The sequence below is a fragment of the Mycoplasmopsis pullorum genome (genome assembly GCF_001900245.1).
In the GTDB taxonomy this organism is placed as follows: Bacteria; Bacillota_I; Bacilli_A; order Mycoplasmatales; family Metamycoplasmataceae; genus Mycoplasmopsis; species Mycoplasmopsis pullorum.
In genome coordinates this window covers 905,916-919,361 of the sequence record NZ_CP017813.1, presented here as the reverse complement: position 1 = coordinate 919,361, position 13,446 = coordinate 905,916, and the positions used below count along the sequence as shown (strand labels likewise).

The 13,446-nt window shown below is 26.6% G+C and carries 10 protein-coding genes; all 10 read right to left on the bottom strand.

Annotation, left to right across the window (positions count from 1 at the left end):
* Nucleotides 1-8: 8 nt before the first annotated feature.
* The 10 genes from BLA55_RS03740 to BLA55_RS03695 all read right to left on the bottom strand — a co-directional run bounded on the left by BLA55_RS03740 (nucleotide 9) and on the right by BLA55_RS03695 (nucleotide 13,380).
* Nucleotides 9-2,837 (bottom strand): UvrD-helicase domain-containing protein, encoded by a 2,829-nt coding sequence (locus BLA55_RS03740; RefSeq protein ID WP_073372740.1) that lies wholly within the window; start codon nucleotides 2,835-2,837, stop codon nucleotides 9-11.
* A gap of 132 nt (nucleotides 2,838-2,969) precedes the next feature.
* A complete protein-coding gene (locus BLA55_RS03735) occupies nucleotides 2,970-4,775 on the bottom strand; it encodes a hypothetical protein (protein WP_073372739.1) in 1,806 nt (601 codons plus the stop codon).
* 139 nt (nucleotides 4,776-4,914) lie between these two features.
* Entirely contained in the window at nucleotides 4,915-5,220 is a 306-nt protein-coding gene (locus BLA55_RS03730) for a hypothetical protein (RefSeq protein WP_157089930.1), read from the bottom strand.
* 114 nt (nucleotides 5,221-5,334) lie between these two features.
* The gene (locus BLA55_RS03725) at nucleotides 5,335-6,636 is read right to left on the bottom strand and encodes an aldehyde dehydrogenase family protein (protein WP_073372737.1); all 1,302 of its coding nucleotides are present in this window, start codon (nucleotides 6,634-6,636) and stop codon (nucleotides 5,335-5,337) included.
* Between the two features lie 10 nt (nucleotides 6,637-6,646).
* Nucleotides 6,647-6,997, bottom strand: a complete 351-nt coding sequence (locus BLA55_RS03720) for a hypothetical protein (RefSeq protein WP_073372736.1) — start codon at nucleotides 6,995-6,997, stop codon at nucleotides 6,647-6,649.
* Nucleotides 6,984-7,679: a 16S rRNA (uracil(1498)-N(3))-methyltransferase gene (locus BLA55_RS03715; RefSeq protein ID WP_073372735.1), complete on the bottom strand. Its 696-nt coding sequence runs from the start codon at nucleotides 7,677-7,679 to the stop codon at nucleotides 6,984-6,986. The genes BLA55_RS03720 and BLA55_RS03715 overlap by 14 nt, the downstream gene beginning before the upstream one ends.
* A gap of 120 nt (nucleotides 7,680-7,799) precedes the next feature.
* On the bottom strand, nucleotides 7,800-8,168 hold the full coding sequence (locus BLA55_RS03710) for an ArsR/SmtB family transcription factor (protein WP_073372734.1): 369 nt from the start codon (nucleotides 8,166-8,168) through the stop codon (nucleotides 7,800-7,802).
* Nucleotides 8,168-11,557 (bottom strand): DEAD/DEAH box helicase, encoded by a 3,390-nt coding sequence (locus tag BLA55_RS03705; RefSeq protein ID WP_073372733.1) that lies wholly within the window; start codon nucleotides 11,555-11,557, stop codon nucleotides 8,168-8,170. Before BLA55_RS03705 ends, BLA55_RS03710 begins: the two co-directional genes overlap by 1 nt.
* Nucleotides 11,550-11,843, bottom strand: coding sequence for a hypothetical protein (locus BLA55_RS03700; protein WP_157089929.1), 294 nt, complete (start codon nucleotides 11,841-11,843; stop codon nucleotides 11,550-11,552). The genes BLA55_RS03705 and BLA55_RS03700 overlap by 8 nt, the downstream gene beginning before the upstream one ends.
* Before the next feature lie 397 nt (nucleotides 11,844-12,240).
* Complete coding sequence (locus tag BLA55_RS03695; protein WP_073372731.1) at nucleotides 12,241-13,380, bottom strand: hypothetical protein; 1,140 nt, start codon at nucleotides 13,378-13,380, stop codon at nucleotides 12,241-12,243.
* Nucleotides 13,381-13,446 lie beyond the last annotated feature (66 nt).

Sequence of the window (13,446 nt, the reverse complement as noted above, 5' to 3'; positions counted from 1 at the left end):
TTTTATTGCTAAATGTTTCAAAAATCATTGAGTAATTTCGGATTTTCTTGAATTAACTGATCAATTTCATCAAAATCAATAAAAAGAGTGATGAGTTGGTATAATGCTTGCACATCAGCTAAAGCGTTATGAGCATCATATTCAATACCAAAATAACTACACAATTTTGGTTGACTATAAGAAGCAAGATTCGGTTTTAACTTTTTAAGTAATTTGATACTATCTAAAAATACAAAATTTAATATTTCTAAATCATATTTTTTGAGGGCTTTTTTTAATACTCGCATATCAAAAGGAGCATTGTGAGCAATAATGATATATTCACCATTAAAATATTTTTTGATTTTATCTCACTGTTCTAAAAAATGCGGTGCATCGATTAAATTGCTTGGATCAACATTGACATATTCTCAAAACAATTCTAAATTCATATCATTATCAATTTCAAAATATAAATTTTGAGTTTCAATGATTTGATTATTTTGAATAACTAAAAAAGCTAGTTGAATTGGAATTTGATCATAATGTAGCGTTTCAAAATCTAAAATGACATATTTATTTGATTTTTTTTGTTCAATTATTAAATTCGAACTAGTAAAATTAATTGAATTTAAAAAATCCTTATCAACTAGGTCAATTAATTCTATTTTTTGTTTTAATTGTGTATCTTTTTCAATATTACTGATTTGAGATGTCAAATTATTACTTAAAAGATTTAAGTGTTTAAAATAGCAAACATAGTCGAAAAATTCCGCGTCACTGAGTGAATTTTTTGGATTCAAATTTAAGAACGATCGAAATAGAATATCAACTATTTCATAGGTAGATTCATCATTAATGACTAATTCATAAGCGACATTTTTACGCACATTATAGACGACAAATTTATAATCTTTATATTTTTCATAGTCATTTTTCAGCATCAAAAATCGATAGGTTATCAGTTGATAAAAATGATCAATTTTAGTTTCGTTGGTGAATTTAAACTCATAAACTATTTTATTGACATGATCAATTGCATCAACATCACCAACTAAGGTAAAATCATATTTTTTCTCATGATAAGAAAATCGAACTTCAAAATCACAATTTTCAATTTCTAATATATTATCTAATAAACTATTTAATAAAACAAATTCATTAAAATTTAATCAATTACACCTATCATAGGTGATTAAATTTAATTGAACGATATTCCCAGATTTTAAAATCATATAAATCATCGTAATATAAAGCAAAGATTGAATATCTCTTGATGATTGTAATTTAGCTAAAGCAAATTCGATATTCTCCAAAATGTTTGAATCAAAATTAATTTTTTGTTTTGGATTTTTCGAAAAAAGACGCATTTTTAAATAACTTTGAAAATGTTGAACAAAAAGATTAATATCTTTCTTGATTAAATACAAAATTGAAATTAATGTTCCATTAATATTTGACACATCTTCTTTGATACTCTTATTGAGTTTTTTCAAATAAATAAACGAATTAATGCTATTGAGTGATTTAGCATTTATTTTAGTCTTATCAGTTTCAAAACTTTGAATTGAAAATTTACTTTTGATTAAATTATCAATCTTAAAATCTAAAAATTTAATAATTTCAGTACAATGTGACGATTCTTTGCTTGAATTTTCTTGCTCATCATTCAATTTTAGAATCTTTTCTAGGCTCAAGCGATTATGAAAAGTCACATAAGGATGCTCAAGTAAAGTTTTTTTGTCAATTCATTGCATAAACTGATATTGATCATCGTGAACTAATCATAATTCTGTTTTTGCACGAGTTGCCGAAACATAAGTAACATTCATTAATTCGAACTTATTCGCATCAACTGCAAAATGTTCATAGTAACTTTCGTCAAAATTAAGCAAAAAGACAACTTCACGCTCAAGTCCTTTGGTTTGATGAAATGTCGAAATTACTAATTTATTCTTAATTAATTCCAAATCAACTAATTTATCAGTCTCATTTGAACTAGTAAAAATCGCGATTTCCTTATTTCCATAGAGAATTTCGTTAATTTCAATAATTTTCTTTATTAAGAGATTAATATAATTAGTTTTAGTCGTTGGAGTTAAAACAAAAATATTTTCTTCACCATATTCATGAATTTTTTTACAAATTTTGCTTGCTAATGCAGTTATTCCTTCGTTTTTATGATTGTTATTCCGCACTAGTAAGTAATTAATTGATGAGTAAGAATTAAGTCGACCAGATTTAATTAACTGTTTTTTAAAAAAGATATCATTAAGAAAAGAAGCGATTTGACTACTTAAACGATAACTTTTACTTAAAGATAGGAATTTTCACTCATGTTGATTAACGAATAATTTATCTGCATGAGTCAAAAACCGTGAATCTGCACCTAAAAATTGATAAATACACTGTCTTTCATCACCAAGAATTAAAATTTGATAATTTTTGTTTTGATTATCGTTCATTATTTTTAATAAGAAATGATAATAAATCGGTGTTAAATCTTGAGCTTCATCAATTACGATCAAATCATAATCAATGTTATTGCTAGTTTTATTTTTAGTTAATAATTCAACTAAACCATCATCAGTATTAGCTTGAACGTTATAAATATTTTGAGCAAACGAGTGAAAGGTGAAAATATCAATGTTAAACAATTTATTCGAAATAATTTTTTCCTGCGTTTCGTCTTTTAATTGTCGATTATAAGTAAAAAACAAAATCTTTTTGTCACTTAATAACTTACTAATTAATAAAACTGTGGTAGTCTTACCACTTCCAGCAACAGCACTAACTTTAACATTAAATCCTTGTTTGAGTGCTTGATTGATTAAAAATTGTTCATGTGAAATTTCCATACTTACTATATTATACGGTTAAAAGTAATTTTTGGTGTCGAAAATAAATCTGCTTGACTCAGCAAATTTGAACTTTGCACATTCGCTGATTTATCCGTATAAGCAAAATAAAAAAGTCTCCGAATGGAAACTTTATTTTGTACGCTTTAAGAATTCACGCATATCAATTCATTCTTTTGATGTTGGAAAATCTTTTGAGTAAGTAAAATAGTAATAAACATTACGCATTTCTTGTTTATTTGCTTCAAAAGCTTTATCAGGATCTTTATAGTGAATGTCACGTTTAACAATGTTGAATGTGTTCGATAAAGGGAAGTTTTGGATATCAACAAATCATTTGACTTTATCATTATCTCAATTAAATGATTCCCTTAAGAAAGTCATTGTCGAAAGTAAGACAGTAGTTGTTCCTTGTATTCCGTAAAGTTGAGTTTTTGAATTTCCTTGTTCATCAAATAAGATTGATTTATTATTCTTGATATTTTCATAATCAACTAGAAGCATGTTTTCTCAAGCAATTCCTGAATTTAATAAAATTGCATCATTTGCATTTTCACCAAGCAAGTAATTTAAGTAAGTTTTTGAATCTTCAAGATTATAAACAGGATGAAGTTTGAAGAAATAGTTATATTCTGATTTTGGATATAACTCTTGAATTTTTGCGAAGAATTCATGAATTTCATCTAATGCATATTTTTGTGTTTCGAATCTTCATTGACCCTCTTCAGTTTTTCTAAACAATGATGATCCCATGAAAATGAGATTTTTCTTGTTTGAATCATAGTTTTGTGATCCTTCAATAATAAAGTCTAAGAAACTACGTTCATATAAATTATTGACTTTTAAATAAGTATCATTGATAATTGAATCAGGTAAACCAAGATATTCATAGATTGTTTTAGGATTTAGTGGATATGCATTGATGTTTAATTTTGCTCAGCTCATATTATTTTCATCGAATTTATCATTCATTTCAATAATATAGTTTTTGTTTAAGTTGTAAATTTTAATTTTGTCATCTAAACCATAAAAGAAATGGTAATTAATTTTTAAATCTAAACCTTCGCTAGTTTTAAATTCGTTTCAATATTTTAATAATTCTTCACGTGTGTAGTGAGTTTTTTGATTTTTACTTCATGAAATATAATTATCTCTAATAAATTTATAAGGTTGTGCGTTTCCATCACTTAAAATAGTGATTTTATTTGCATGCTTGATGATTCAATTTCTTAATTCATCTCGCATTCCGATAAACGAAATATCTGGAATAAAAAAGTCAAAAAGTTGCACACCTGCATCTAAATATGGTTTTAAATATAAAAGTAGTTCGTTTAAACTTCTAGGAAAAACGTTGTATGGATTTTCTTGATCAGAAATGTATTTAGTATCTTCAAGAATTAAAATCCGTCCTTTATCAATATCAACTTCTTTATTTTCTTTAACAATATCACCATATTGTGTTAAAAGAGTATTAAAGTCAAAACGATTATTTTTTTGTAATCGCTTAGCATAATTTCATACTGACGCATCAACTAAATAAAGATTATCATTGTATTTGTAGTCTAAATTTTTACTTAATTCTAGTTGAGAAATTATTGAAATTAAACCTGAAATGAAAACTTGTGCAGCATTACGATTTATAAAAACTGATGGAATGTCATTTTGAGCTGATTCAACAATGTCATTGAAAAAACTGTAATATAAACTGTCTGCATTTTGTTTTCAAGTTAAATTTAAACTTGTGCTATTTACTTGTAATTTTTCCTTAGAAATAGGATCATTTACATAAGGAAGTTTGATCTCATCTTTTGGCTCGCTTGGTTTTTCAGGTTCAACCGGTTTATCTGGTTTTGTTTGTGATTGATTGTAGCAACCAGTTGCTGATGGTACTAAAATGCTTGTAGAAAGCAATGATAAAGTGATGAATAATTTCTTCATACCAAAATTTTAGTTTTTTTTTTTTTTTTTTTGTAAAAAAACATAAAAAAACTCGAAACATGGAATGTCCATATTTCGAGTCCTAGTTTAAATTGAAAATAATTCCAGTTTACTAGAGCGTAATGATTCATTTTGTTTTTTATTTTCTTGTTAATTTCAAAATAACAGCAGATGCTCCACTTAGAATTGTGAATCCAGTTGAAGCTCCGATTAAATAAACTCAGATTTTTAATTTTTGAACGGTCGCAACATAAACTTGTCTTAAATCTTGAGAACTTAAATTAAATCCATAATCTTGATTTTCAATAGAACGAATTTTATCACTTGTGAATGTTAATGTTTGAAATTCGATAATTCAAATCGTAGTAAAAAATAAGAATAAGAATAATGAAGTTAAACTTATTGCGACAAGAATTTTAATTAATTTTGTATTTTTTGTTTGCATATCATAATAATTATATAAATTTTTTAGTTTACTTTTTTTTTTTTTTAGCAAATAACCAGCATTTTTGTTCTTAATAAACCACTTTTTTAACTTTTTAGTTAAATTTAGTCAAAATTACAAATCTGAAAATTCATTAAATTTTAAGATTAATTTCAAAATTTTAGTTTTTCATGTTTTATAAGGATGAATTTTAAAAGTTTTATAAGGATCAAAATAAGTTTTTACATATGAACTTTTGACGCTAAAAATTTCATATGAAGCCTTACCACGGTAACGACCAAAACCACTTTGTTTGTAACCTCCAAAACTTAAACTATTATCATCTAAAATTGAAATAGTTGAATTAATCATGTAGTTTCCAGCTTTAAATTGTTTAAAGAAATTTCAATCATTTTTATTATTAGAAAATAAATAAAAAGCAAGTGGATTTGGATTTTGATTATAAACGTGTTCAAATTCAGAAATTTCTTTATAAATATACATTGGAGCAACTGGTGCAAAAATTTCTTCGTGATAAATTTCGTCAGTTAAATCATTCGTTTGGACAATTTGAGGTTTAATTTTTAATAAATTAAAATCAGCTTTTCCATCTTCTAAATAACTCATCACACGTGTAAGAGTATGTTCGTTTACTAAATGAGCAACATTGTTTCAATCTTCTTCACTTTGGAAAAAGTCATCGATTTTTTTATTCAATTTTAGTGAAAAAGTTTGTGCGACCTTTGCATCGATAAAAATATAATCCGGAGCAACACAAGTTTGTCCACCATTAAGCATTTTTCCGTAGAAAAATTGTTCAACTGCTAAATCAATATTAGCATATTGTGTCACGATAAAAGGTGATTTTCCACCTAATTCAAAGCAGTATTCAATATCATGTTTGTCGATTAATTTTTTCAAATTGCTTGCTGTTTTTGAGCTTCCGGTAAAAAATAGAAAATCAATTTTATGTGATTCAAACATATCTGCAAAGGTGTAACTATCATCAACTTTAATATATTGCTCTTGTGGATCTAATTCATTTAAAATCTTTTCAATAACTTTTTTCGATTCTAAAACAAATGGATGTAATTTTACTACGTTAGTATTTCCTGCAGCAATCGAACCAGCAAGCGGAATAAACAATAAATTGATTGGATAGTTTCATGAATTCATAATTAGCACGTTACCACGCGGACTATAAACATAACCTTTTTTTGAAAAAATTGGTAATTTTGCTAATTTTACGTCTTTATATTTTCATGTATGTTTAATCAAATAATTTATTTCACGTACAACTGGATAAATTTCACTAAAAAGTGTTTCATGTTCCGCTTTATTTAAATCTTTTTGCAAAGCAACTGTAATTTCATCTTGATATTTAATAATTATTTTTTTTAAATTCTTTAATAATTTAATTCTAATTTGATAGTCCATTTTGATTCCTTTATAAGTTGTTTGAATAATCTTTAACTACAAAAACTGTAATTAGTATTGCGACACTTACTATTAAAATCACTAAAAAAGTAAAAAGTGGCATTAATTTTCGCAACGTTTCTTCAGATTTCATTTTGTCAAAAACTTTATTGTTCGCAACCAAATCTGAGTCCTTAATAACACGAGTGCTTAGTTCATTTAGTAATTTCTCACATGAGGTGATAAACTTTTGACGTTTAGCAATTTCGCCTTTTCGTTTAACTTTAACTAATTTGGTTTTTTCTTGGTCAATTGTATTTTTAACTTTAATGACAAATAAAGTACGAAATTCTGAATATGATACTTTTTTATTTTTCTCCATGATTTTCTCCTAATTGTGCAAGTAAATAAATTGAAGCAGTTTCAGCACGTAAAATTCTACTTCCTAAACTCACAACATGATATCCATTTTCATGTGCTTTTTCGACTTCAGATTCAGAAAATCCACCTTCAGGACCGACTAAAATAATAATTTTTTGGTTTTTTGCTAATTTGGTCAAATTTAGATTCAAATAATTATTTTTCTCATGTGCAATAATTTTTAAATCAGCTTGAGTTTTTAAAAAATCACTGTATTTATTAATTTGCATAAGTGTTGGAACCTTGTTACGAAATGATTGTTGTGCTGAATTTAGTAGAATCTCCTCAAAACGAACTCTTTTGCGTTCAAATTTGAATTTTGCAAGTTCTGAATCAGTGTTTTCACTTCAAATTGGTACGATTTGGTCAACTCCTAATTCGGTCGCTTTTTCTAGCAATCACTCAAAACGGTCGAGTTTAATAATTGCTGCTGCTAAAATGATTTGATATGGTAATTCGTGGTTTTGATCAATTGAATCTAAAATTACTCCTTTACCATTTTCATAGCGACATAAGTAAAAATTATTCTCAAAAACTCCGACAAACTCTTTTTGTTCCAAACGTAGAACTTTAAAATGTTTTTGTGCTTTCTCATCAAAAAATAAAAAATTATCTTGTTTGTCTATAGCGAAAAATCTGTTCATTTTCTTATTATAGCAAACACGGTAAAATTCGAGTTAATTTCGACTAATTTACTTAACTTGCAAACACAAAAAACACAGAATCCAAATAATTCTGTGTTTAAGGTTTGATTTTATAGTTTTTTACTCATCATCACAACATTCATGAACGCAATTTTCATCATTTTTTGTAGCGTGAATTTCTAAAACAGCACAAGCACAAGTGAATTTATCATAACAGTGGTCTTGCACGATTAAACTTAAATATGAATTAAATTTTGTCCGAAAATTATCATTTAATTTGTAAAAAATTTCGTGACCATTTCGCACATAATCGACAATTTTTAGTCGACGTAATTCCATAAAGTGTTTGGAAATATTAGCTTGTTTTTTGTTTAGCAATTCGACAAATGTTTGAACATTACATTCATTTTTATCACATGAATATAAGTGAATAATTAAACGAATATTCGTTTCGTTAGAACAAATCTTAAAGAATTTTTCTAATTTCATTATTGTTTTTTGTTTGTTGTTTTACTTTTGTTTGATGATGAATTTTTGCTTTTGCTATTTGCTGAGCTTTTTTTCTTATTATTTGCTGAAGTTGTGGTTGTTTTTTTAGTTGTTTTAGCTTGAGTTTTAGCTTTTTCTTTTGCTAATTCAGCTTCTTTATCTTGATCATCTAGGAAAATTTTTCATTCTTTAGTCAAGGTTTCAGAATCTTTAACTTCGACATCTTCTAAAAATTCTTCTTTTTCGAATAAATCTTCAGGCTCTTCGTTTTCTGCAGCAAATTCAACACCTGAAAATTCTTGAATTTGACTAGCACTAAATCAATCTAGAATGGTTTTTTTATCACGTAATCAAATTACATCGTTTAAAATTTTGGTATCGTAGTGTTTTGATTTTAAGAATTTGAAATAATCCTTAAATAAAACATAAGCTTCATAATCATTTGCATAACTAAAGTTATCAAATAAGAAACATTTATATGGTTTGTTGTCGACTAAAACAACTAAATCAATATAAATTGTACCAACTGGATAATTTTCAACCATCTTAACATTCATATATGGTTTGATAATTTCTCCAATAACCGATTTTACCTCTGCAACTAAGTTTGAATTGATTTTTAAAGGAGCTTTTGGTTTGTAACGGTTAACTGAAGTTTTAAGTAGTTCACGACGTTCGTTGTTGGTTTTTTCTAAGAATAATAATCATTCTCTAAATAATTTAGTATCTGCAGAATTGTGATAGTTATTAATATCACTTGATTTAATAGTTTTAATGATTACCATCTTATCTTTAGCACGCGAAATTGCAACGTTTAACGCATTCATTCCGCCTGGACGTCCAACATAAGTTGAGTGAATTTTTGAGTTTTTATCATATGCGATTGTTGCAACGACTAAATCCGCTTCATCACCTTGAATATTTTCAATGTTTCGGATCATTAAGCGACCTTCTTCTAAAGCTTCTTCAAGATGTGAGTAGTTTTGATAAATTAAATTGGTAATATAGTCGCATTGTTTAGCGTTAAATGCTAATAAAATGATCTTTTTATATTTATTAAGGTTTAAATCAACAATGTCAATAGCTACTTCAGCTTCAACCACGTTACGGTTATCTTCTCAAGCACCATTTACTTCAATAACTTCGATCGCTTCGCTGTTTGCTTTGTGTGCTGAATCGATAACATCAAGCGATGATTCATAGAAATATTTACTTGAGAAAGTCATTAAGGCCGCGTGATTTGAACGGTAGTTTTTATCAAGCAAAATGCTATAAACACCAAGCGAGTGAGCATAATCTAAAAGTGATTCAACATTACCGAAAATTGAATCATCGGTAGTTCTAACTCTAAATCAATTTGATGGTTTCATTTGTTTTTCATCACCAGCTAAGACCTTAGTTTTTGCTAAATATAGAATTGGTAAACCTTTTTCGATGAAAATTTGTGATGACTCATCCATAATTGCATAGTCAAATTCTTCTTTATGTCAAGCACTTAAGTCGGTATCTGGTGTTGCAATAATAATCGGAAATAACTCTTTAATTAAAGAACTATAACGTTTAATAAATTTATATGGTTCTAAATTACCAATCCGCACCGATGCAGCAAATTCACTATATAATTTACGTTTTTCAGGACTAAAGTTATTAACTTTATTAAAGACTCTTTCTCCAACGATGTTTTTAATAATTTGAATGTCAGTTTTTTCGTCACTTTCCATTTCTGGTAATAACTCTAAAAATTCACGTAATCAAGCAATATCACTTGGATCAAGATTTCTGAATTTAATTACTAATTCAGCTAAACTACCTTTAAAATCGTTTAAGTTACGTTCAATTTGTAATGCGATAGTTCTTAAATTCTTGTAATTTTTAAAATAATGTCACAAGTTAACACGATTTGCACGCATAATTGATTTATAAATATTATTATTAATTGGTGTGTATGGATAAATAATATTAGCTGGTAAGGTCAAAATATAGTCAATATCGTCATTTGTTAACTTATCTAAATTATTATATAAGTAGAAATAAGCTTCTAAAATTTCACTATATTTTGGATTTTCAGCAATTTCAGCTACCTTATCAACTCAACGACGTTCATCATCACGTATAACTTTAATTGGTTTAATTGAGTATGATTCTTCAAAGTATTCTAAAAAGTTTAGATATTCCTTAATTGGTTTGTAAAAACTTTTTTTCCGCATATCTTTAGAGGTAAGAATAAATAAACAAAACATTCTTAAGTCGCTCATTCTCTTACGGATAACCTCTAAAGCAGCTTTCTTTTGCGAAGCAACTATCCCAGTTTTACCATAAACTAAAATATTAGCTAATAGGTTAACAATTGTTTGACTCTTACCTGTCCCAGGAGGCCCTCAAATGATGGTATTTTGTCCCAGTGCGGACACAATCGCTTTATCTTGTGAATAGTTGGTTGGAGTAATTTTAAATAGTCCCACACTCGGATCGAAGATGGTATTTTTGATCCGATATTTATAAATATTTTTATTGAATTCAATGTCAAAAATGTTGTCAATTTCGTTTTTTTCAATGATTTCTTTCATTCTGTTACGAGCGTATCCGCCTGATGGTAGGAAAATTCCGAGTGTAATCCCTGGATGGAAATTAAGTGTTAAGTTTTTAATATCTTCGCTACGAAATCTTTGGAATGGACCTTGAATTGATTGTGGAATTTTAAAAGTTTGACCTCAAATTTTAGCTAAATAGTGAACTAATTCACTAATGCTTTTAGTTGAATAATCAAAATCAAAATGAATGTTAAATCCGGCATTATTTAAAATAAAAATTAACTTTTCATTAACTTTAATATCACCGTTACTCAATAAGAAAGGACGACCATTTTCAAATTCGATTACCACTTCTTTAAAAAACATCGGTGCATAGAAAGTTTTATCATCAATTACTAATGAAACATATAAAAAACCTAAATGCAATGGTCAAATATTAATTTCGTCATTAATTTCACGTGCACGATTAAGTAAGAGTTTTCATTTTAAGGTTGATTTTTGAAAGTCTACACGAATCTTTTCGATAATCTTGCTTTTAGTTGCTTCAAAATTATTACGAAGTTGTACCTTTGCACCATCACTAATATCTTGGTCGTTCTCGTGCAATAAATGCAATACTTCTTCATAAGTTTGAGCAGTTTCCATTTGACTTAAAAGTTGAAGTAAATTGACTTCAAGTAGTGGAAATTTAAATCCTTTTGAACCATAAATAAAGCTAAAAGCGTTTTTACCAAAGAATTTATAAAAGTCGAAAAAGTACTTATTATTAATCGTGGTAAAAACTGTTGCATCATTTGGTGTAATTTCAAGTAAGTTATCTAAAATAACTTTGTAACGTCCTTCATCAGCATTAAACATTATTTTCTCCTTTTTGTTTTAACAACTCTTGCGCTAAAACTGGTGCATATTCATTTAAAACAAGTGAAATTTTGTTTGACATTACTACTACACCGGTAACATTTTTAAGTTTTTGTAATTCTTCAATTGCGACTTTAGATGCATCAGCAACAGTGATATTGGTACGAATGTGTGTGTTACTTATACTTAAAATTGATTCCTTCGGAATAATTGCATAAAATTGTTCCATTTTAAATGGTAATTTATTTGCAACATAAAATGAATTCTCAAGATTACTATTCTTCATTTTTGTTCATTTAATTCAAATTAAACCAAAAGTAATAATGGTTAAAAAAATCATTTTTATCTTATCTTTTAAAAGCATAAATTAATTATATTAAATATTAAATTAGTTTAATTGATTAAGTAAATTAAATTTCAGATTCAGCACAAATATACTCATTTAAAAGACAAAAGTGAATTTTTTGCTAAATTTAGTTGTTTTTGTTACTAATATGAAATTTTTTCATATACATCATAAAACACTAATATTTTTTTATTATTTACACTTATCACTCATTCGTTTTTATGTTCGCAATATTTATTTTTAAACCAAATGAATCTAAGTTAAAAACCAAAAATTACTGATGATTTTGAAGAATTTAAAATTAAAAAAGACTTCATTTGCGCGAAGTCTTTTCATTTTATCATCATGATCTTGGTCAAGCTCAATAATCAACATCTGATGAGTAAATAGATTTTTTGTATATTTCCTCAAGTTGTCAATCGCCATTGTATCAAACAAAATTAGTTTTAACTAATTCGTCAATGTGTGGACATTTTTGAAAGAAAGGAACGTATAATAACAACTTACTTCATTCAATATCTTTAAGAAATTTTCGATGAATTCCAATTGATCATTTAGCATTATATCAAGTCATTTTTTCAATATTTGTTATAGAATCAGAACTTTCTTTACGAAAATCTAATTTATTAGTTCAAATTTTAAATCTAAATGGAATTTTATCTTTGATACCAAGACTTACAAAAAATGAATTTAACTCATCGATAGCCACTTTATAATCACTAGGTTTAAAAGTAAAAATTGTCATTTCATATGGTTGTTCATACAATGTATTATTTTCAACTTTTGTATCATATGTCATATTAGAAAGGTTTAATAGTTTAAATAATTCTTCAGCATCTTTAAATGATGAGAATTTTGGTAATTCAGATTCTTCAATATTAATTGTTAAAGTAACATATTTTCGTCAGTCTTCAGTTATGTTTTTATTTGTATTTGCTTGATAATGCTCTAAATAAAAGAATATTTTTTTGTTTTGAATTTGATCATTGTAGATATCGTTTATTTTTCTTAAATGATTAAAAATTTCATCTCTTTTAAGTGTTATTCTGTGCAACAATTTTGTATTATATTCATTTACATTAAAACTAATATTAGAATTATTTAACAATTCTTTTATTCTCAATTGCAAGCTATCGCTTATTTTTCCAAATTCACTTGAATATCTTAAGTGATCTTGAAAATTCTTTGCAATTAAAAAATTAATAATTTCTTTTTCATTTGCATTGGATCAATCAAAATTTTCAGGATATTGTTGCTTTAAAGAATTATCATGTTCATTTTCATCTTTTTCATCCGAGTATTTATTATCAGATAAATCGGGATGTCATAAACCAACAAGATCAACAATAGGAGGTCAAATTGGATTTATAGGCTTTTTTTCTTCAATAGTTTTAACTTCTATTTTTTTGTTCATAACGCAATTTGTCGACATAGAAACAAAAGGTAAAATTAATGATAACAAAAATATTTTTTTCATACTATTCTCCTTTTATTTAGTTAAAGATTTAATGAATTGCATATTAGTTTTAATAAACTTACTTTT